The following is a 21,460-nucleotide window of genomic DNA, read 5'->3' as shown; positions in this document are numbered from 1 at the left end:
GGTACTGCTCTTTTTTTATTATTAATACTATCCATACTTTAACTATAATTGCTTTGAATTGCATGATCGAAATCCAATGAACGCTTGATGGGCAACTATAGAACTACAAATTTGATGAAGAAGCCTTGTATTGTAATTGCATGTATAGCTGTACTATTCGGATGTAATCTCAGACAGCAACCAGCTGGTGATGTAAATATTGAAAGGATAATTCAGGCCGACGAAGAGCCTGAAAACTGGATGTCACTGGGAAGGAATTTCATGCAACACCACCATTCGCCTTTATCTCAAATTAATAAGGATAACATTAAGTCACTTGGCTTTGCGTGGCAGTATGAAACAAACTCCAATAGAGGCAAGGTGAACAGAGGACTAGAAGCTACCCCTATTGTAGTTGACGGAGTTCTATATACCTCTGGCGCCTGGAGCCAGGTATATGCGGTGAATGCAAAAACAGGAAAGGAGATCTGGCGTTATGACCCTGGTGTTGATGGAAATTATGCCAGGAGAACTTGCTGTGATGTAATAAACCGGGGTATACAGGTATGGCAAGGAAAGGTATTTATAGGAACGCTGGATGGTTATTTAATAGCCCTTGATGCTGCAACAGGAAAAGAGTTATGGAAGCAGGACACTTTTGTTGACCGCGAAGCTTTTTATACAATTACAGGGCCCCCACAAATAGCAAAGGGCAAAGTAGTTATTGGTAATGCAGGAGCTGACTTTGGAGTAAGAGGTTATATAACAGCGTATGATCTTGAAACCGGTGACTTCGCCTGGAGGTTCTTTACCGTTCCGGCAGATTCAACACATAAGCAGGCAGATGAAGCAATGAAAATAGCAGTGCCTACCTGGGATGCCAACTCACTATGGCAAGCCGGAGGAGGAGGTACTGTTTGGGGAGAACTTGCCTATGACCCGCATCTTAATCTGCTTTATGTAGGCACAGGCAACGGGTCTCCTTATCCCTTATGGATAAGAAGTCCTTCTGGTGGTGAAAATCTTTTTCTTTCATCAATTCTTGCAATTGATCCGGATGATGGAAGACTTGTGTGGTATTATCAGACTAGTCCGGGTGAAAGCTGGGATCATACTTCAACAGCAAACATTGTGCTTGCAGATCTTTCAATTAATGGCAAGACGAGAAAGGTGCTTATGCAGGCACCCAAGAATGGATTCTTTTACGTGATAGACAGGGTTACAGGAAAGCTGATATCTGCAGAAAAATATGTCCCTGTTAATTGGGCCGATTCTGTTGATACAAGAACAGGGAAACCTTCCATATCAAATCAGGCGTGGTATAAAGATTCTCCGCGTTATATTTTTCCTGGTCCGGTAGGAGGGCACTCCTGGCAGCCCATGAGTTATAATCCTAACACAGGCTTAGTTTATATTCCCACGCACGATATTCCTTTCGTGTATAGCGAACTTCCGGGCTATCAGTTCGCCCCACGCAATATAAACTCAGGTGTGATTACCAATGCGGTGCCGCTACCAGAGCATTTAAAAATATATGCAGAAGGATGGCCCGCACATGAGGGTGATGTGCTGAAGGCATGGGATCCTGTAAAACAAAAAGAAGTATGGCGTGTTCATTTGCCTTCTCGTTTTAATGGCGGTGTACTTTCTACAAGTGGTGATCTTGTTTTTCAAGGTACTTCCTCCGGTTATCTGAACATTTATAAGGCAGATACAGGGGAGAAGTTAAATGAGATTTACACAGGTACTGGTATGCTTGCAGCACCTGTTACTTATACCGTTGATGGAGAACAATACGTAGCCGTGATGGCAGGGTTTGGTGGATCTTTTCTTCCAATTCCTAATGGTGCTACTGCCTTAAATAAATATAAAAATACAGGAAGAATTATTGCCTTTAAGTTAGGAGGAGGAGAAACACCACTTCCATTACCTCAAGATCGCGTTACGAAAGTACCGGCTCCGCCTGACGCAGTACTGGAAGAATCACAAATCAGAAGAGGTGAAGACCTTTACAATCAATTCTGCGCACGATGTCATACTACAATGGGTGAAGAACATTTAAGTGAAATTCCTGACCTGTCTCTGTTGCCGAAACACTTACACGACGATTTCATAAATATTGTACTTCATGGAAAACTAAGCTTCTATGGAATGGCAGGATTCTCGGATGTTCTTTCTCAGGAAGATGCGAATGCAATACATCAATTTATTATCTCCATGCAGAAGCATCGCTACGAGAGACAAAACACAGGTAATGAAATAAGATAAAGTTCACTTCGGTAAGCCATGTAATGCATTTCTAATTACCGAAGGATGAATAAGTAAGCCTCTTGCTCTTGAGGCTTTAGAAGCACATATTAAAAGCTAATTGGATTTATGAATCGAGGCGCTTCCCAAAGGAGCACTTCTTTTTCACAAAACTTTTAGAAGGTTATTAATAGAATAGCATCACATTTGACATCCACGGAAATATTTAACCTGGGATGGTATTACCAGAGAATATCAATACGGTTAAGCCACTTTTGCAGGTCGCCACCTTCCGTTAGCCGAATTTCAACTATCTCCTGTTTCTTGGTGCTATACCAAATCTCTGCTAATTTGTTGTTGGGGAGTACGTAAAGGTTAAGTTGAAAATCATAATACTCCATGCTGTAAAGAAATTCGCCGTCACAAAGTATTCCTGCCCGATCCTCAAGGCTTAAAGCTTCAAAGTTCTTATTCATAGTATAGTAGGTAAGTAAATATAGCACTTGCCTTATTTACTGCGCCGCTATTTTTTGCGTAAATATTACATCCTGTCAGAAATTGTTATTTGTTGTAAACCTTTTCTATGTGAAATAATCCTGATTCAATTTTAAATCGAAGCACTTAAAAAAGCGGAGGGTTATACAGCTGCTTCATTAGAAATTGAATGTGCACCTCATCATATAAATAACAGGAGGCATAAGCAATAGGTATTATTGTTTGCCATTTATGTAGCGGGTCGGCTACGTATTTTACTTTCTTTTCAATAAGCAGAAACCTTTATGTAATAGATGAGACTATAATATGTTAATCATAGGTTTTACATAAGTTAACAATTTCAAAATACTTTCTCTTGGTATTAATATTAAGGAAATGTAGCCAATTAGTTAACCAGCGTTAAAGAATCATGATTTTAATCATGTTAGAAAACGTGATGTAATATAACGAGAACAAAATGCGAAATTTGTTACAACGTCTAAGTACTCCTTCTGAGGAAATTACTGATTTACCCGTATTGCATACGTTAATGTCATCGAGGTGAATCACTCTTCACCGAGTGAAAACGATTTCGTCAGAAATAGTTTGGTAGGTAAGCTTTGCACTTTTAAAGAAAGGTTTTCGATCCGCCACTTGATTAGGTTTGTATAATCACAATTAACCTACCTATGAACCCTTCATCAAATACTTCTCATTCTAACGCTATAGCTATTGTTGGTGTTTCATGCAGATTTCCAAATGTAAATTCTATTGAAAGCTTTTGGGATTTACTGAGCAATGGAAAGGACACAATAGCCGAAATATCGAAAGAGCGATGGGATGCAAGCGCTTTATACGATCCCGATCCGCTTTCAGAACGCAAGACGCAGCAGAAACATGCTTCGTTATTGTCTGATATCCATGACTTCGATCCGTTGTTTTTTAACATCTCTCCTGCAGAAGCTATTGAAATGAGCCCTTCTCAGAAGTTAATGATGGAGTTAGCCTGGGAAGCTATTGAAAGTTCGACCATACCATTTAAAAAGATACAGGGTAAAAATGTAGGTGTTTATGTAGGTAATATATGGAGTGACTTTGAGCACTACAGGAAATTTAAGAATGCAAAGGCTACCCTTCACTCTGCGGTAGGTATGTCGTCTAACGTAATTGCTAACCGTGTTTCGTTTGCGCTTGGCTTTACAGGTCCCAGCCTGGTGATAGATACAGGATGTTCTGCCTCATTGGTTGCTTTACACCTGGCCTGCCAGAGTCTGCTCAGCAACGAATCGGAGATGACAATTATTGGAGGTATTAACCATATTCTTGATCCTGGTAAATATATTGAGCTCACAAAGTTTGGTGGTCTTTCTGTAAAGGGCAGATGCAGTACTTTCGACGTTGATGCTGATGGTTTTGTGCGTGGTGAAGGTGGGGGAGTACTTCTTCTTAAAAAGTTATCTGATGCCGAACGCGATGGTGATAAAATCTTCGCTGTTATTAAAAGTACAGCCGTAAATAACAACGGTTTTAACGATACACTACCTGCGACGAGCACTGAAGGACAAATCTCATTGCTTGAAAAAGCTTACGAAGCGGCAGGCATCAGACCTGACGAGGTGCATTATATGGAAGCCCATGGAACAGGAACAAAGCTGGGTGACCCGAATGAGGCGCGTGCTATAGGGGAGTTTTTTAAAAGAGGAAGGGAAGAGTCTAGGTTGAGAATAGGCTCTGTTAAAACCAACTTAGGTCACACAGAGGCCACAGCAGGAATTGCAGGCCTTATTAAAGTGGTACTGGCCATGCAACATAAAATGTTGCCTCCTAATCTTAACTTTAATAGTCCTAACCCTAACATAGACTTTGATGATCTTAAACTTGAAGTTCAAAAAGACCTTACAAGCTGGCCTGTAAAACCAGGGGAAACGTTGAAAGCCGGAGTTAATTCTTTTGGGTGGGGTGGTACTAATGCGCATGCCGTTTTGGAAGAATATGTTGCCAAGCTTAACACACAAGGCGCTGCAGCTGAAAGGTCAACTGCGTTGTATAGCCTTCCTTTAACAGCGAAATCTCCTCAGGCGCTTTTAGACTACGCGAAGGCGTATGCCGCACTTTTAGAAGGAAGTGACGAAGAGACCTTTAAAAATATTTGTATTGCAACTGCTTTTTGCAAAGCCGAATTCGACCATAGAATACTTTTCTCAGGAACGAGTCGTGAAGAGGTATTGCAAGAAATAAAGAATTTTGTTCAGGACAACGTTGAAGCGTTACCTTATATGCCCTTGAAGGATAGTGATAAGGTCGTATTCGTTTTCCCAGGACAAGGCGCACAATGGTTGGGCATGGGAAGAGACCTCTTTCCTAAAGAACCGGTTTTCAAAAAAGCAATAGAAGAATTGGATGACGCGTTCAAACCATTTACGGATTGGTCTCTCCTGGAGCAATTGAATGCTACTCCAGAGAAAAGTCGTCTTTCAGAGATTGATGTTATTCAGCCTTCAATCTGTGCTATGCAGATTGCACTTGCCAAGCTCTGGCTTTCATGGGGGATCAAGCCTCATGCCGTAGTAGGGCACAGTATGGGAGAAGTTGCTGCGGCGTATATCTCCGGCGCAATTTCTCTTAACGATGCTGCGCGCATTATCTGTACAAGAAGTCGGTTAATGAAGACCGTGAGTGGCAAAGGAGGCGCGATGGCAGTGACAGAACTGAGCCATGAAGATGCTTTAAAAGTTGTTGCGGGGTATGCGGGTAAATTATCAGTAGCGGTAAACAATAGTCCGAAATCAACTGTGCTTGCAGGTGATAAAGCATCTATTGATGAAGTAATGGCGCAGCTGGAGAGTAAAGGATTGTTCTGCAGGTTGGTGAAAGTAGATGTCGCGTCTCACAGTCCGCAGATGGACCCTTTGAAAGAAGATTTGCGTAAGGCATTACAATCAGTAAGGCCACAACAATCGACAGTTCCATTCTTCTCAACAGTGTTTAACAAGGTAATGGAGGGGACTTCCCTTGATGCTGACTACTGGGTAAATAACTTGCGTGGTACGGTTCAGTTCGCTTCCGTTATACAGCAGTTAATTGAGGATCAGCACGTCGTTTTTATCGAAGCAAATCCACATCCCGTACTTGTAAATGCCGTAAATGAGTGTGCTGCTCATAGCCGCGCGAAAGTGATTACCGTAGCCTCTACTGCACGCGAGAAGGACGAACAAAAGGAAATGCTTAAGAACCTGAATGACTTATTTAACAAAGGATATTCAATTAATTGGGAGCATTTTTATTCAACCAATAAAGTTCCTCAGGTTGCTCTTCCTCACTATCCTTTCCAACGTGAGCGATATGAGATTGAAGATTACTCTAAAGAACTTGAATTAAATAAGGAGACTGCGGCAACCTATCCACTGCTGGGCAGCAAGATCAATCTGGCTAACATCCAGAATATCTACTTCTGGCAGTCGATTATCAGCGTAAGCAAATTCCCTTATCTGAAAGATCATTTGATAAACAATAAGATTGAACTGCCAACAGCATGTTATCTGGAGATGGTGTTTGAAGCAATGAATGAGATCTTCAAAGACACTACGGTAAGAATTGAGCAGATGAACTTTTCACGTCAACTTGTATTTGCTGAGAATGAAGTTATTGACGTTCAATTGAAACTTCAGCTTTGCGATGACAAGGGTGGGCAGTTCTACATCTACAAGCGCGAAGGTGACTCGTGGGTTGAGCTTTCCAATGGTAGCGTAGTTCTTTCCGAGGAGAAGATAAACATCCAGGTGGCTTTCGATGAGATAGAATATCAGGCACCAAGCTATACCGATGGAAGTAATTACTACAATCTGCTACGTTCAATAGGCTTTGATTATGGTAAACATTTTCATGCGGTTACAGGTGTTGATAAGATAACCAATCAAAGTAGCAACCAGATCTTGTTTTCAATAAAGCCAGATGCTGCCGTAAAGCAATCAGCCGGTAAATACATTATTCACCCGGCGCTTATCAGTAGTTTCATGCAGCCTCTTTTTGGTCAACTGATATCCATTCTTGAGGAAGGGAACTTCCTGAATGTAACGTTGGAAAATATTCAAAAGCTTCAGATCACAGGCGCGGTTAACTATGAGCGTGAGCTTAGAGGTTTAATGATGCTGAAGAAACTGGAACGCGCCACGGATGCACTATCGACCTGGTCATTCAGCGCAGATATACTCATTGCAAACTACGACAATACAGCTGTAATGAGTATTTACGGATTGAAAGGAACAGCAGGCCGAATCATTTCTGCCCAAATGAGCAATGGTAAGAAGAACTCAGGTTCAGAGGCGCTTCAGAAATTCTCTCAGATGGAACTCGAATCAGAAAAGATTGAAGTTCTTCAGCAGATCTTAATAACAGAGGTGTCTAAGATTATTAAGATTCCTCAAAACCGCATTAAGGGCTCCATGACCTTTAAGGGAATGGGACTTGACTCGCTTATGGCGGTGCAACTGCGTAATCAATTAGAAAAGGATTTTAACATTAAGTTGCCGGTGGGTATGTTCTGGTCGCACCCTAGCATAAGTGATTATACAATATACTTGAAAAGTGTGTTAATGCCGGAAGCAAATGCTGAGCATACTTCTGCATCGAAGGGTCATGAAAAGAACTGGTTCAATATTCCGAAACCTAATCCTGACGCATTATTTAAAGTATTCTGTTTCCACGATGCTGGCGGAAGTGCTTCTCTTTTTGATGGATGGGAAAATCTTCTGGATAGCGACAAGGTTGAGTTTATCGCTGTTGAGATGCCTGGAAGAGGACGAAGATTAGAAGAAGCTCCTTTTACGGAGTTAAAACCTTTCCTAGATGATATTATACCTGCAATTAAACCGCTGCTGAATAAGCCTTACGTTTTCCTCGGTCATAGCATGGGAGGCTTGCTTGCTTTTGAGATTATTAGGGAATTCAGAAGAACAAATTTCAGAATGCCCGAAAAATTGTTCATCTCCTCTACGTCAGGTCTAGGGGCTTATGATAAGAGTCAGGTAGATCCTACGTTAAGCAACGATGAACTTGTGCATTTGTACCCGCACCTTCATATCGATAACATTGGAGATGTTGAATTGCAAAGTATGCTTGTAAATATACTACGTGCCGATTTACAGTTCTTATACTCACATAAGTATACAGTAGAAAAGCCGTTGGATATTCCTATCATTGCAATACATGGTTCTGAAGATGAGCGCGTGAAAAGACATCAGATAGAAGCATGGGAAAAAGAAACTTCAGTGTTGTTTAGGCTTATCTCAAGATCAGGAGAACATAGATATATAGCACATGATGGCGAATACGTTGCTAATCTTATCCTGCAGGAAATTGGTGTAACGGAAGAGAAAGTTTCTTACAAGTAGAGATTAACTCGATATAGCACAATGAAGGAGTTTGTTAGAGATAAAATAATTGGTACCTGGAAACTCGTATCCTGGACTTATAAAGATGCAGCAGGGAATATCATAAATTACTTTAGCGATAACCCAGTAGGCATATTGATGTATGACCAGAACGGTTACATGAATGCACAGTTAATGAAGTCAGGCCGTGCCAACCTTCAGGCAAGCTCATTGATGAGTGGAAACCTGCAGGAGACGGATGGTGCTTACAGAAGCTATGCCGCCTACTTTGGAAAGTACTATGAAGTTTCTCCCGGAGAACTTGTTCACGAAGTAGAGGGAAGCCTTTTTCCTAATTGGGTAGGACAGAAGGAAACAAGGTATGCAAAATTTGAAGATGGATACCTCATCCTGAGTGCGCCGCCAGTTACTATAGATGGGCACGAAACAGTGTTTAATGTGAGGTGGAAACGCGCCTGATGGAGTAATACGGCTATGTAATAGTCCTCGGAGTAATTTGAAATATTATTCCGAGGTCTTTTTGTTCGTAATAGCTCTGATCAGAAGAGATTCTTAAAGGGCTGAGATGTACAAAAAATAAGGAAGAAACCGAATCGCAATTCGAAATCTTCCTTCTGATAAGATCGGGGAGAAAATAAGTTATTTAACTACGGCAGTAGATTGTTCTTTAAGCCACTTTCTTGCAGGTACATCGGCATTAAATACGTTTACTGTAAATACGCCTTTGCTTACTTTAGCAAAACCTTGTAGTGATAATTGTGTGAAGATGTTATCAGACATGATAACAGCCATGTTAGCAAGACCAGCTTTTGCTGCGCGTGGATTCCAGTCAGTTTGGTACCACTCATTCGCTGCCTGCCAAGGACCTGATACTTTTCTGTTATCAACCAAAACGTTCTGGCATTGCGTTTCTTTAATAACCGCAAGTAGCTCTTCTGAACCAGATTTAACAAGATCTACAGACAGATAGCCATTCCAGTCGAGATAAATCAAATTGTTTTCTTTCTCGTAGGTGATTTTTGCGTATAGATCCTTTGAGTTAGGTCTATTAAGTTCTTTCTTCATACTTTAAAACAGGTTAAGTAAAATTATAGTATTAAAAATAGCAGTTACGCCTTAAATTCATTCATTTACTTTAGTTAAATAATCGGTGCACATAAGATTTTTACCAATATTTCTAATTATCATTATGATGTTTAAACATATTCCAACGTAAGGTCTAATCATTCTTTTAGAACGTACTATATTTCACCGACCGTTGTGTCAGTATATCTACTTATATTTTTGCAATCCCTTCATGATCAGGATCCTTTCATCAACAATTTCTGCTTCTGATAAAATATTGCCGGGTGATCTCTCAACTTGTAAGGTATTTCCTAATATTCGACAATATGATCAGGACAACAAGCAAATATTAAGTTTGATAGGTCACTTGCTATGTGAAAAGATGTTTTTCGATATGCAGCTTCCTAAAACGCTATTAGATACGTTGCATCAAAACAAATTTGGCAAGTGGCAGTTTAGTAGTTCATCCATTCATTTTAATATTTCTCACAGTAACAATACAGTAATAGCTGCGGTATGTGACAAAGGTATAGTTGGGATTGATATTGAATGGATTCGAACAATAGCAATATCAGACTTTAGAAGCTGTTATTCCGACAACGAATGGACTACCATTCAACAGGCCGATAACGTTCCACAAATCTTCTTTGACTTGTGGACTAAAAAGGAGAGTCTTTTAAAGGCATGGGGTATGGGTTTGCAGATACCTTTGAACAACGTAATTGTTGAAGGATTTCAGGGCAGTGCACCTGCTCATAATATTTCTGGTTATTTTACATCTCTCCATATCCCCGAATATTCTTGTAACCTTTGTACCACATTTAAGGCAAATGAAGTTGAGATAGATGAAGTTGAAATAGAAGAAATACTTTTTAAGTGATAGGTAAAGGTTACTAAGTAGTTAATGTGCCTGCTACTATTAAAAATGTCTAGGGAGGTTGAAACGGAAGGTTATTCAGTTTTTTACGTTGCGGTTGCTTCTGTTTTTTTGTATTTTTATTCCATCTTCTTATAGACCGCCTGGTGAGACCTAACACATCTAATCAAAAGCTATCCTCGAAAATTCCAGGATATATACAGCCTCTTATGATAACTACTACATAGCTTACGAATGAATTCTGCCAGCACCATGCGAGCACTATGCGTGCGGTATGTGTGCGAGAAACTACCCCCTTTTCTCGCAGACATACCGCACGCATGGCGCAAACACGGTGCTGGCATCGTAGATTCCCAACGACATTGGGCTGTATTATAGAAGTTAGTGTTTTGGTTTAAGCTCCCACCATCGATTGTAGCTTTGCGCATACTTTTATTTCACGCCTGGTGGTTTTGACACTATTTGTCAAAAGCAGTAGCCAGGTTGCGGTAAAATAGATTTATGAATATAATCTCCGTAAGCCTATTTGTCTCCAGGGTGGAGACCGAAATACTTTGCTTATTTGGAGTTATAAAGAAAAGAACGTTGAGTTCTATCTATTGATTGATGAAGCAGTACAGATGCACATAATAATCATTAATAATAATTATTCAACTTACTTTAACAAAAAAGGCCATTCTCACGTGAGAATGGCCGGAGGTATAGGTTATTGAGTGATATTATTACAATGAAACGCCTCTCTTCCAGGGTATAAAATCATCCTGGTGAAGCATTGTAGCTTTGGCTTGCTTGTGTCCGCTTGCTACTTCTATAATAAAGTCGAGGATCTCTTCTCCTAATTGCTCAATGGTCTTTTCTCCTGTGATAATCGGACCACAGTCAATGTCAATGATATCGGGCATTTTCTGTGCAAGCTTTGTATTAGAAGAAAGTTTAATTACAGGGGCAATCGGATTGCCAGTAGGAGTACCGAGACCTGTAGTAAAGAGCATCATATTAACGCCTGATCCCGCCATAGCAGTTGTGCTTTCAACATCATTACCAGGAGTACATAGTAAGTTCAGTCCAGGCCTTTTGATATACTCTGTATAATCAAGAACATCGCTAACGGGTGAAGTGCCTCCCTTTTTAGCAGCCCCTGCTGACTTCATTGCATCTGTAATTAATCCATCTTTAATATTTCCTGGTGAGGGATTCATATCAAATCCTGAACCTACAGCTTCAGCAGCTTTCGCATATGCGCGCATAAGTTGTACAAACCTGTTAGCAACGTCATCATTTACACAACGGTTAATGAGTTCTTGTTCAACACCACAAAGTTCAGGAAACTCAGATAGAATAGAAGTGCCACCCAGCGCAGCAATGAGATCTGATACATGACCTATTGCCGGGTTTGCCGATATTCCTGAGAACCCATCTGACCCCCCACATTCAAGTCCTACGACAAGTTTACTTAGAGGAGCAGGCTTGCGTTCAATTTTGTTTACTTCTATCAACGCAGCAAAGGTTTGTCTTATGGCTTGTGTAAGCAACTCCTGTTCTGTTCCTTCTTTTTGTTGCTCAAGAATGATCAGTGGTTTAGAGAAGTTCGCGTTAAGTTTGTTTAGCTTGTCTTTTAAGATGTCTACCTGCGCATTCTGGCAGCCGAGACTCAGTACCGTGGCTCCTGCTACATTCGGATTGTGAATATATCCCGCCAATAATGCGCAAAGTGCTTCAGCATCCTGGCGCGTGCCACCGCAACCGCCCTCATGCGTTAAGAATTTAATTCCATCTATATTCTTGAAGACCTTGTTGTGTCCATTGGTATGGTGCGGAGTAAGTGAGGCAGAGGTAAGTGAATCTGTTTTCCCGGACTTATATAATTCCACCAGTTCATGAACATAGTTTTTATATGCTTCTGGTTTAGCATATCCAAGTTCTTCTTCAAATGCCTGACGTATGATGTTAACATTTCTGTTTTCACAAAATACCATAGGCACTACAAGCCAGTAGTTTGCTGTTCCTACCTGGCCATCTTCCCTATGAAATCCAAGAAAAGTTTTATCCTTCCATTTAGAAACATCGGGAGCGTTCCAGGAGAAAGGTTCGGTACGTTTTGCGAAGGACGACGACTTGTGCTTAACATTATGCGTACCGATGGCACCGCCTTTAGGAATATGGCTTAATGCTTTTCCTACAAGTACACCATACATAACTACTTCATCATCGGGGTTGAGGTCATACTCAACAAACTTGTGTTTTGACGGAATGTCATCGTTAAGAACAAAAGAGGAGCCGTTGTTTACAATGTTTTCACCGGCTTTAAGGTCTGTTAACGCCACAAAGACATTGTCTGTGGGATGTATTTTTAGGAATTTATTTGCCATAGATCAGCATAATATGCGCAATCGATTGCGCAATATATCTATTTTTAATATAATTACAACCTCAATTTTATTGCTTTTACCAATTACTTGAATGAATTTTTTAAAGAACAATACTTTAAGCCCGGAAGTTACAAGCCAGCAGAAAACTTCCCGCCTAAAGCTGCAGGAAAATATTACTTGGTTGATAAGTAGGGTACTTCCTATATTTCATCGTCGTCACTATAACAGCTTACCTCAATTATGAATAAGGAGAAGAATCCCAGTGTTGTTACGTTTGGAGAAGTAATGTTAAGGCTCTCTACCCCGGCCTTTGCGCGTTTTACACAAGCTGGTAGTTTTATTGTTACTTATGCCGGCGCAGAAGCTAACGTAGCTGTATCGTTACAGAACTTTGGTATTCCATCGGCTCATGTAACTAAGTTTCCGGATAATGACCTTGGCCATGCAGCTACACAATCGCTCAGAAAACTGGGAGTAAACACAAACGGTATTATATATGGTAAAGAAAGAATGGGTGTTTACTTTCTTGAGAATGGAGCAATTCAGCGTGCTTCCCGCATTATTTATGACAGGTTCGATTCTGCCTTTGCTCATATTAAACAGGGTGAGATAAACTGGAACGAAATACTTCAGGATGTAAGATGGTTTCACTATACAGGTATAACCTGGCGGCACCTTCTGTAACGAAACTGATGAAAACTTCAGTCTCTTTTGTAATCAATATTTGTTGCTGTACATTATCAGAAAAAAGGCCAGGATAAGCTTGCCTGTTATTTTTTGACTCTGTCAACGTAGACATTACTGTTGATGAAAGCGTTTCACATAGCTGGATGTTGAAGATATCATTTGGCACTTCATCAACTACTTCAATAATCTTCTCCTTGTCCTTGCACGAAAAAAATAAGATAAGAAGAGAGGAGAGAACAGCACTAATTTTCATATTCACATTTCAATTTTATTTGTAAAAGAGCAGCAATAAAATCTAATGCCAGCTTTTTGATATTCGCAGATGATTATGAGCGCCCTCTTCTTAAAGATTTTGTGTTGTTATCTTTTTTCAATCGTAATAGACGGCCAAACGGCTGGCATAGTTTTTTATGATTCTGGTTCTATTATAGAACCTAATCAATTTAAAATATGCAATTCATCGCTGGTACACCTGTTGGTATAATTTCAGATGCTTTGGAAATCGTTGAAATCAAGCTTTGGGAAACATACCTTCTGCATAACCGAACAAATGTAAATCAGGCTTTAAATCAATTCTCAATCGATCATGGACCTGTAGAGAATGCTCAACACGAACCAGGTAGAATTGCTTATCGCTTTTATGCAGAAAATTGGGAAAACGACATTAAGCATATCCTATACGAAAACAGAATTCCGGTGGTGGTAAAACCAACTTATCTGCATACTAAAGTATCAAGGTCTAAGGCATTACACATGGCCGAAGTTTAGGCATCTGTAATCATTATAATTAATAGAATTTTTTTGGAATAGAAGGGAAAGCTATGAGTAATTCTATATTGTCTAAAGTACAGGAAGAAATTAATAAGTATCAGAATGCCCACAAGGGAGAATCACCTTTGTATATCATCCTGCCTTCAGACGAGGCGGACGATCTTGCTCAGGAGGTAAAGGAACGAAATGGGTATGACGACAAAGTGATCGTCACAGAATATAATGGCTGTAAGATCGTGAAATATACCGCTATGAATCCTGGAGACATCAGAGTAACGAATGAGTTACCTGAAACAAGTTCATAGTTTTTATTTGTGGGCAATTGGGTCCGGATCATCATCCGGATCATTTAAAGCAGTACCCGCACTATTGATCTTCCCAGAATTTATCAGAAGTATGCCTGCTACATGTGGTGCAGCCATTGAGGTGCCACTTAGAATGGCATACTTCCCGTTTTTATATGCCGATAATATTCTCACACCCGGCGCTGCATAATCTACCACATCGTTTCCAAAGTTAGAAAAGTTAGCAAAACGGTTCAGACTGTCAACAGCAGAGACTGTGTAAATATTATTACCCGATGTTCGTGCAGGGGAGTATGTATTTGCTTTGGTGGATTCATTTCCAGCTGCCAGGGCAAAGAAAACACCACGGTTGGCAATCGATTTAATTTCATTTTCTAAAGTCTGAGATGCATCTTCAAAACCAACACTGATATTTACTACATCGCCGGCTTTGGCGTTTGAGCGTACGTACGACAACGCAGCCAGCAAACCTGAAAGTTTGCCATCCCCATTTTCGTCCAATACTTTAAGCGCAACAAGAGAAGCTCCAGACGCTACGCCTAATGTTCCTATTCTGTTGTTTAATGCACCTATAATACCTCCAATATGGGTACCATGGCCGTTATCATCTTCAAAGGAATCATTGCCTTCAAGAAACGACTTACTTGACTTAGTGTTTACATTTAGATCAGGATGATCACTGTCAATACCCGTGTCTATAATCCACGCAGTCTTGTTTGTTCCGTCACCATACCCGACTTTCTCTACATTCCAGGTTACAGATCTTGGTTCAATAACGTTAAAGCACGCGCAAATAGAAATTACCCGATCAGGTTCTATCGATAATATGTTGGTGTCTTTCTTAAGCTCCTCTACTTTATCAGCTGACAGCTGCATTAAAAGATGAGCTCGTTCTCCTTCTATTTCTCGCCGAATAGCGGATTTGGGTATACTGTATTTTAAGGCAGCAGCTCTTGCTGCTTCTAATCGTCCATTACTTGATCCGGATGAAGTGAAAGTAACAATATAGTCACCTTCGATAATTTGTCCCTGTTTTATACTGCTCGTAGTAAGACAATTATCGACTGTTGGTTTGGTTTCAACTTCTGGTTCCTCATTGCAGCTAAGAAAGGCACTTATGCTTATGAGAATAGTAGTTTGAATAAGGCTCTTAAACATTTACCAATAAAATATATCTGTGCTTAAACGTAAAGTAAACTTATAAAAGTTCTTCCAAATATTTGCTGCTGTAACGTTAAATGGCATTGTTAGTATTTAAAATGAAATACAACATAATGCCTTCACTAACATAAAAGTTGCCCTGTCTATTATGCGAGTATTTACCAGCATCGAAGTATCAATAGAGACTATCACATAATTGTCGTTTTCTTCTTGTCGTTGTCTTTTCTTGAAGGCGCTTGAGTGAGAAGGAATAACATTTTACCAAAAAGTAAAACTACTCAAAGGCTTCTTACCCTATACTTATGAAAAGACGCAGACCATCATCATTTCCTTTGCTTTTCTTATGGTCCATTCTATTTGCGTGTAATGATAACACGGGCGAGGGCGCGAAAGAATCACAGGGTAATGCTCCCGTAAAGGATTATCCTGTTGTAACACTTGAACCAAGAAGTGTTACCCTTGCGCGCAGTTATCCCGCTACAATTGAAGGACAACAAAATATTGAAATACGACCAAAAATAGATGGCTACATTGATAGGATATTCGTTGATGAAGGTTCTGCCGTAAAGAAAGGACAAAAACTTTTTCAGATAATGGCTCCTCAATATGAGCAGGAAGTACGTACCGCACAGGCAAACATTAAGATTGCTGAAGCAGACGTACGTACGGCGGAAATGGAGGTAAATCGGATAAAACCACTTGTTGAGAAGGAGATTATTAGCAGGTATGAGTTGGAGTCAGCGGAGTTTAACTTAGAGTCTCGTCGTGCAGCACTGGCCCAGGCACGTGCTCAACTGGCGAATGCAAGAACAAATTTAGCATATACTTTAATTACCAGTCCTGTCGATGGTGTAGTAGGAACAATACCTTATCGCTTAGGAAGCCTTGTAAGCAGTAATACAACACAACCACTAACAACAGTTTCTGACATACAACGTATCTACGCCTACTTTTCGATCAATGAAAAACAAGCGTTGGAGTCTGCTACAAACTTAAAAGGCAAAACGCTGGAAGAGAGGCTTGCTACGATTCCACCTGTTAAACTAATTCTCTCCAATGGAAGCGAATATTCTCACCCAGGTAAAATTCAAACAGTAAGTGGTCAAATAAATACTGCTACAGGTTCTCTTCGAGTTAGAGCAACATTTCCTAATCCGGAAAATTTGGTTCGCAGTGGAAGTACCGGTAATGTTCAGATTCCTGTTCAAATTGATTCTGCTCTTCTTGTTCCGCAAAAATCTACTTATGAATTGCAAGGAAAAAGATTCGTGTACGTGGTTGAAAGTACAGGTACAGTACGAAGTCAGGAGATAGACGTGATGGAGAATGACAATGGACAATTCTTTGTAGTTGAAAAAGGTCTTCAACCAGGAGAAAAGATAGTGGTAGAAGGCGTTGCATCATTGAGAGACGGTGCTACCGTTGCCCCTAAAGCAATCGGTGCCGATAGCTTGTTTCAGGCTCTTGTGAAATCCTGATAGAACATAGAACGTGATAAACTTCGTCTCACCTTACCTGCATTAAATTCATGTTTGATCGATTTATTGACCGCCCTGTATTATCTACTGTTATTTCTGTTCTTATTGTTCTTTTGGGAATATTGGGGCTGGTCACGCTACCTGTTTCTCAGTATCCTGAAATAGCGCCACCTACTGTTGTAGTGTCAGCATCTTATCAAGGTGCAAATGCCGATGTTGTTCTTAATAGTGTAGTAATTCCGTTGGAGGAACAAATTAATGGCGTTGAAGGAATGACTTATATGACATCGTCTGCAGGTAACGATGGAACAGCAACTATCTCTATATATTTTAAACTTGGTACAAATCCAGATATTGCTTCCGTTAATGTTCAAAACCGGGTTTCAAGAGCTACTCCGCTCTTGCCACAGGAAGTTACACGTGCTGGTGTTACTACAGCAAAACGCCAGAGTAGTAATCTTGTTATCTTTTCTCTTTATAGCGATAATCCTGCTTATGATCAAACATTTTTACAGAATTATGCAGAGATAAATCTCGTTCCGGAAATAAGACGTGTACAGGGTGTTGGAGACGCAAGTGCATTTGGAAGGATGGACTACTCAATGCGTATATGGCTGAAGCCGGATGTAATGGCTACTTATGGTCTGGTACCTGAGGATATAAGCGCTGTATTAGCGGAACAAAATGTAGAAGCTGCTCCTGGTCAATTCGGGGAACAGGGTGAGCAGGCTTTTCAATATATTATTAAATACAGAGGTCGCCTTAAAAATGCAGAAGAATTTGGTGACATTGTTTTACGCTCAACTGGCAACGGTCAATTATTAAGGTTAAGGGACATAGCCCGAATTGAATTGGGCGCCATGAGCTACGCAAGCGCTTCAACCACCAATGGCAACCCTTCTGTTGGTGTAGCCATAAGCCAGACTGCGGGGTCTAATGCTCAAGAGGTTATTGAGGGGAGTCTTGCAGTTCTAGAGGAGTCTGCCAAGTCTTTTCCAAAAGGAATTAAATACGTAACCCTGGTTAACGCCAATGACTTTCTGGATGCATCTATTGAAAAAGTAATTCATACTTTAATTGAGGCGTTCGTACTTGTCTTTCTTGTGGTGTTTATTTTTCTGCAGGATTTCCGATCTACATTAATTCCCGCCATCTCTGTTCCTGTTGCCATAGTAGGGACTTTTTTCTTTTTAGGTATGTTCGGATTCACGATCAATCTGCTAACGTTATTTGCACTTGTATTGGCTATAGGCATTGTAGTTGATGATGCCATTGTGGTTGTTGAAGCAGTACATGCAAAACTCGATCAAGGGTATGACTCTTCAATAAATGCAACCAAAGACGCCATGCATGAAATATCAGGTGCCATTATCTCAATTACCCTGGTCATGTCCGCAGTGTTCATTCCTGTAGCTTTTATCGGTGGTTCCGCCGGAGTTTTCTTTAAGCAGTTTGGTTTGACACTTGCAATTTCCATTGTGTTGTCTGCAGTTAATGCCCTTACCCTTAGCCCTGCGTTGTGTGCTATATTTCTCAAACCTCATACGGAAGAGGGCCATAAAATGAATTTACTGCAACGCTTCTATCGAAGCTTTAATGCTGGTTTTGATGCAACACGTAGAAAGTATCGCGACTCTATTGCTTTCTTGTTTCGTAAGAAATGGATTGCCTGGATTGGCTTACTTGCATTTGCAGGGTTGTTCTACTATTTGATGCAAACCACACCAAAAGCATTTGTTCCAAACGAAGATATGGGATCAATTATGGCAGATGTGGCACTACCTCCCTCGGCCTCCACGGAAAGAACAGATGAAATAACCAGGGAAGTAGAAAACATGGCAAGGTCAATTCCTGAAATTGAAAATATTCTTCGCATCACCGGAAGAGGAATGATCAGCGGTACAGGAAGCAATTATGGGATGGTAATTATGCGACTGAAGAATTGGAGTGAAAGAAAAGGTAAGGGACAAGACGTTCAATCTATCATCGGAAAAATGTTCGCTAAAACTTCTACCATACGAGATGCACGAATTGTTTTTTTTGCTCCACCAAGTATTCAGGGTTTTAGCGTTTCCGGTGGATTTGAGTTTCAACTTCAGGATAAAACGGGACGAGATATTAATACCTTTTTTAGTGTGGCGTCTGATTTTCTTTCAGCATTAAGTGAACGACCTGAGATACAATATGCGCAAACTCCCTTTAACCCAAACTTCCCTCAATACGAAGTTGATGTAAATGTAGAACGTGTTAAAGAATCTGGATTAAGCGTAAATAACATTCTAGGTACACTACAGGGATATTACGGCGGAGTGTATGCCTCGAACTTCAATCAATTTGGAAAAATATTCCGAGTCATGTACCAGGCAGAGGCAAATTTCAGAGCCAATCCCGAAGGCCTTAACAATATATACGTCAGAAATGCGGATGGTACGATGGCACCAATTACTGGTTTCATTACTTTAAAAAGAGTATATGGACCACAGTCTATCTCAAGATTTAATTTGTTTACGTCAATTGGCGTCACAGGTTCTCCTAATCCCGGCTATAGTTCCGGCGATGCTATCAGAGCTGTAGAGGAGGTTGCAGCGGCCAAGTTACCAACGGGTTATGGATATGAATTTTCGGGCATCACAAGAGAAGAGCTTGCCGCAGGCGGACAAACACTTTTCATTTTTCTTCTTGTTATTGTCTTTGTATATCTGCTATTAAGTGCCCAGTACGAAAGCTACCTTTTGCCATTTGCAGTGTTGTTGTCATTACCGGTAGGGCTGGCCGGTGTACTTATTTTTGCAAACTTGTTTGGCATTACAAATAATATTTATCTGCAGATCACATTGGTGATGTTGGTAGGTCTTCTTGCCAAGAATGCCATTCTTATTGTTGAATTTGCTGTTGAACGAAGGCGTCATGGTCTTTCGCTGATAGATGCTGCATTAGAAGGAGCAGAGGCACGTTTACGTCCTATTCTGATGACGTCATTTGCATTTATTTTTGGAATGCTTCCGTTGATGATCGCCTCAGGGGCTGGTGCTGCAGGCAATAGATCCATTGGTACTGGTGCAATAGGAGGAATGCTTATCGGTACACTAATAGGGTTATTTATCATACCTGTTTTGTTCGTTGTTTTTCAATCATTACAAGAACGTTTTAAGACTAATACTAAAGTGATATCAAAACAATGAGCAGACTTGCTATGAGCTTATATAGGCACATTTTTAGAAAACTGATCATCCTTGTTTTACTCGGAATTTTATTTTCTGCTTGCAGAATTACGCATCGCTACAAGCCGCCAACATTGCCAGAAGGAAATCTTTATCGTGACTCTATCAACAGCGGAGATACTACAAACCTCGCACAACTTCAATGGCGTGAATTATTCAAAGATACCATTTTACAAAGGCTTATAGCGGAAGGAATTGCACATAACTTTGATTTGCAGGTTGCCTATACCAGAATAGCACAAGCTGAAGCTTCCTTTCGGCAAAGTCGTGCAGCGTTCTGGCCAACACTTAATGGAAACGCGACGTTCACAGAATCAAGATTATCAGAAGCACAAGGCTTTGGCATCAGGACAAGGGCGACCCAATATCAAATCGGCGTGTCAACAAGTTGGGAGATAGACGTATGGGGAAAGCTGCGAAGTAATCGCCGGGCAAATCTTGCCAATCTTCTACGATCAGAAGCTGCAGCACGTACTGTACAATCCATACTGGTTACATCCATTGCAACCACTTACTTTCAGCTTCTTGCATTAGATGCACAATTAAAAATAACAGAGCAAACAGTTCATTATTGGGATACAACAGTTCAAACAATGCGTGCGCTTAAAGACGCTGCAGTGGTTACTGGTGCTGCAGTAGTTCAAAGTGAGGCACAACGATATGGAGCAGAGGTAACAATTCCAGATATTAAGCAGCGAATAAGAGAAACAGAGAATGCACTTAGCATTTTATTGGGTACAACACCACGCAGTATTGAACGAACCACACTTGATGAACAACAGACTGTAGATGTATTAAATACAGGCATCCCTTTTCAATTGGTGGCTTTTCGCCCTGATGTACAGGAGGCGGAATTAAGTTTTAGAAATGCTTTCGAGCTGACAAACGTAGCGCGAACACAATTCTATCCTTCGTTAACAATTAATGGCTCTGCTGGATATTCAAGCCTGAGTTGGGCAGAATTATTTGATCCTAATTCACTTGCAGCGAGCATTGCCGCAGGATTAATCCAGCCTATCTTTAATCAACGTGCTGTGCGCACACGATATGAGATAGCGCACGCTCAGCAAAGGGAAGCTTTTTTTAATTTTCAACGCATAGTAATTACAGCAGGGCAGGAGGTATCTGATGCCGTTTCATTACATCAGCGTGCACTTGAAAAGATAGAAATACGTAAGGATCAAATTTTGTCATTGCAGCGATCAGTTCAGTATTCCAATGAACTGCTTCAAAACGGTTTTGCCAATTATACAGAAGTTATTCAGGCACGGCAATCATTGTTACAAGCTGAGTTAGGCAGTGTTAATGATCAATTGCAAAGATTACAAGCTACTGTCGAGTTATACAGAGCGCTAGGTGGGGGCTGGAGATAAAGCCCATATTGAGTCACCGGCTAATACCAGTTTTTTCGATACAATATTTAATTAAGTCTATCT

The 21,460-nt window shown here is 40.5% G+C and carries 14 protein-coding genes; 10 read left to right on the top strand and 4 right to left on the bottom strand.

The window, feature by feature from the left end; all coding sequences use genetic code 11:
* Positions 1 to 114: 114 nt before the first annotated feature.
* Positions 115 to 2,247, top strand: a complete 2,133-nt coding sequence (locus KK060_RS12200; protein ID WP_254154015.1) for a PQQ-dependent dehydrogenase, methanol/ethanol family — start codon at positions 115 to 117, stop codon at positions 2,245 to 2,247.
* 221 nt (positions 2,248 to 2,468) lie between these two features.
* On the opposite strand, the gene KK060_RS12195 is transcribed toward KK060_RS12200, so the two are convergent.
* Positions 2,469 to 2,702 carry a hypothetical protein gene (locus tag KK060_RS12195; protein WP_254154014.1) on the bottom strand — a complete coding sequence of 78 codons (234 nt, stop codon included), beginning with the start codon at positions 2,700 to 2,702 and terminating at the stop codon, positions 2,469 to 2,471.
* A 687-nt stretch (positions 2,703 to 3,389) separates the two neighbouring features.
* Between KK060_RS12195 and KK060_RS12190 the strand changes: the two genes are divergently transcribed.
* Both KK060_RS12190 and KK060_RS12185 read left to right on the top strand, forming a co-directional pair.
* A complete protein-coding gene (locus tag KK060_RS12190) occupies positions 3,390 to 8,090 on the top strand; it encodes a type I polyketide synthase (RefSeq protein WP_254154013.1) in 4,701 nt (1,566 codons plus the stop codon).
* Between the two features lie 21 nt (positions 8,091 to 8,111).
* On the top strand, positions 8,112 to 8,549 hold the full coding sequence (locus tag KK060_RS12185) for a lipocalin-like domain-containing protein (protein ID WP_254154012.1): 438 nt from the start codon (positions 8,112 to 8,114) through the stop codon (positions 8,547 to 8,549).
* A 180-nt stretch (positions 8,550 to 8,729) separates the two neighbouring features.
* Here the strand turns inward: KK060_RS12185 and KK060_RS12180 are convergent, their stop codons facing one another.
* Positions 8,730 to 9,155: a hypothetical protein gene (locus KK060_RS12180; RefSeq protein WP_254154011.1), complete on the bottom strand. Its 426-nt coding sequence runs from the start codon at positions 9,153 to 9,155 to the stop codon at positions 8,730 to 8,732.
* A 232-nt stretch (positions 9,156 to 9,387) separates the two neighbouring features.
* On the opposite strand from KK060_RS12180, the gene KK060_RS12175 reads away from it, so the two are divergent.
* Entirely contained in the window at positions 9,388 to 10,035 is a 648-nt protein-coding gene (locus KK060_RS12175; RefSeq protein ID WP_254154010.1) for a 4'-phosphopantetheinyl transferase family protein, read from the top strand.
* A 719-nt stretch (positions 10,036 to 10,754) separates the two neighbouring features.
* Here the strand turns inward: KK060_RS12175 and KK060_RS12170 are convergent.
* On the bottom strand, positions 10,755 to 12,401 hold the full coding sequence (locus KK060_RS12170; protein ID WP_254154009.1) for a UxaA family hydrolase: 1,647 nt from the start codon (positions 12,399 to 12,401) through the stop codon (positions 10,755 to 10,757).
* Between the two features lie 240 nt (positions 12,402 to 12,641).
* On the opposite strand from KK060_RS12170, the gene KK060_RS12165 reads away from it, so the two are divergent.
* The 3 genes from KK060_RS12165 (at position 12,642) to KK060_RS12155 (ending at position 14,164) form a co-directional block, all read left to right on the top strand.
* Positions 12,642 to 13,085: a PfkB family carbohydrate kinase gene (locus KK060_RS12165; protein ID WP_254154008.1), complete on the top strand. Its 444-nt coding sequence runs from the start codon at positions 12,642 to 12,644 to the stop codon at positions 13,083 to 13,085.
* A 453-nt stretch (positions 13,086 to 13,538) separates the two neighbouring features.
* Complete coding sequence (locus tag KK060_RS12160) at positions 13,539 to 13,856, top strand: hypothetical protein (protein ID WP_254154007.1); 318 nt, start codon at positions 13,539 to 13,541, stop codon at positions 13,854 to 13,856.
* Between the two features lie 53 nt (positions 13,857 to 13,909).
* Complete coding sequence (locus tag KK060_RS12155; RefSeq protein WP_254154006.1) at positions 13,910 to 14,164, top strand: hypothetical protein; 255 nt, start codon at positions 13,910 to 13,912, stop codon at positions 14,162 to 14,164.
* Between the two features lie 3 nt (positions 14,165 to 14,167).
* On the opposite strand, the gene KK060_RS12150 is transcribed toward KK060_RS12155, so the two are convergent.
* Entirely contained in the window at positions 14,168 to 15,322 is a 1,155-nt protein-coding gene (locus tag KK060_RS12150; RefSeq protein ID WP_254154005.1) for a S8 family serine peptidase, read from the bottom strand.
* Positions 15,323 to 15,627: 305 nt separating this feature from the next.
* On the opposite strand from KK060_RS12150, the gene KK060_RS12145 reads away from it, so the two are divergent.
* From KK060_RS12145 to KK060_RS12135, 3 genes are read left to right on the top strand one after another with little or no spacing between them, the layout of a single operon-like run.
* On the top strand, positions 15,628 to 16,803 hold the full coding sequence (locus KK060_RS12145) for an efflux RND transporter periplasmic adaptor subunit (protein WP_254154004.1): 1,176 nt from the start codon (positions 15,628 to 15,630) through the stop codon (positions 16,801 to 16,803).
* A gap of 50 nt (positions 16,804 to 16,853) precedes the next feature.
* Positions 16,854 to 19,985: an efflux RND transporter permease subunit gene (locus KK060_RS12140; protein ID WP_254154003.1), complete on the top strand. Its 3,132-nt coding sequence runs from the start codon at positions 16,854 to 16,856 to the stop codon at positions 19,983 to 19,985.
* The gene (locus KK060_RS12135) at positions 19,982 to 21,397 is read left to right on the top strand and encodes an efflux transporter outer membrane subunit (RefSeq protein ID WP_254154002.1); all 1,416 of its coding nucleotides are present in this window, start codon (positions 19,982 to 19,984) and stop codon (positions 21,395 to 21,397) included. The genes KK060_RS12140 and KK060_RS12135 overlap by 4 nt, the downstream gene beginning before the upstream one ends.
* Positions 21,398 to 21,460: the final 63 nt, after the last annotated feature.

The organism is Chryseosolibacter indicum, assembly GCF_018598585.1.
GTDB lineage: Bacteria > Bacteroidota > Bacteroidia > Cytophagales > Cyclobacteriaceae > Chryseosolibacter > Chryseosolibacter indicus.
The sequence above is the reverse complement of the archived record's forward strand: the minus strand, read 5'-3'. Positions and strand labels throughout refer to the sequence as shown.

Coding starts and splice junctions, on each gene's coding strand:
- KK060_RS12180 (WP_254154011.1), bottom strand. CDS start 9,155: ATGAAGAAAGAACTTAATAGACCTAACTCAAAGGATCTATACGCAAAA.
- KK060_RS12175 (WP_254154010.1), top strand. CDS start 9,388: ATGATCAGGATCCTTTCATCAACAATTTCTGCTTCTGATAAAATATTG.
- KK060_RS12150 (WP_254154005.1), bottom strand. CDS start 15,322: ATGTTTAAGAGCCTTATTCAAACTACTATTCTCATAAGCATAAGTGCC.
- KK060_RS12145 (WP_254154004.1), top strand. CDS start 15,628: ATGAAAAGACGCAGACCATCATCATTTCCTTTGCTTTTCTTATGGTCC.
- KK060_RS12135 (WP_254154002.1), top strand. CDS start 19,982: ATGAGCAGACTTGCTATGAGCTTATATAGGCACATTTTTAGAAAACTG.
- KK060_RS12185 (WP_254154012.1), top strand. CDS start 8,112: ATGAAGGAGTTTGTTAGAGATAAAATAATTGGTACCTGGAAACTCGTA.
- KK060_RS12200 (WP_254154015.1), top strand. CDS start 115: ATGAAGAAGCCTTGTATTGTAATTGCATGTATAGCTGTACTATTCGGA.
- KK060_RS12160 (WP_254154007.1), top strand. CDS start 13,539: ATGCAATTCATCGCTGGTACACCTGTTGGTATAATTTCAGATGCTTTG.
- KK060_RS12155 (WP_254154006.1), top strand. CDS start 13,910: ATGAGTAATTCTATATTGTCTAAAGTACAGGAAGAAATTAATAAGTAT.
- KK060_RS12165 (WP_254154008.1), top strand. CDS start 12,642: ATGAATAAGGAGAAGAATCCCAGTGTTGTTACGTTTGGAGAAGTAATG.
- KK060_RS12195 (WP_254154014.1), bottom strand. CDS start 2,702: ATGAATAAGAACTTTGAAGCTTTAAGCCTTGAGGATCGGGCAGGAATA.
- KK060_RS12190 (WP_254154013.1), top strand. CDS start 3,390: ATGAACCCTTCATCAAATACTTCTCATTCTAACGCTATAGCTATTGTT.
- KK060_RS12170 (WP_254154009.1), bottom strand. CDS start 12,401: ATGGCAAATAAATTCCTAAAAATACATCCCACAGACAATGTCTTTGTG.
- KK060_RS12140 (WP_254154003.1), top strand. CDS start 16,854: ATGTTTGATCGATTTATTGACCGCCCTGTATTATCTACTGTTATTTCT.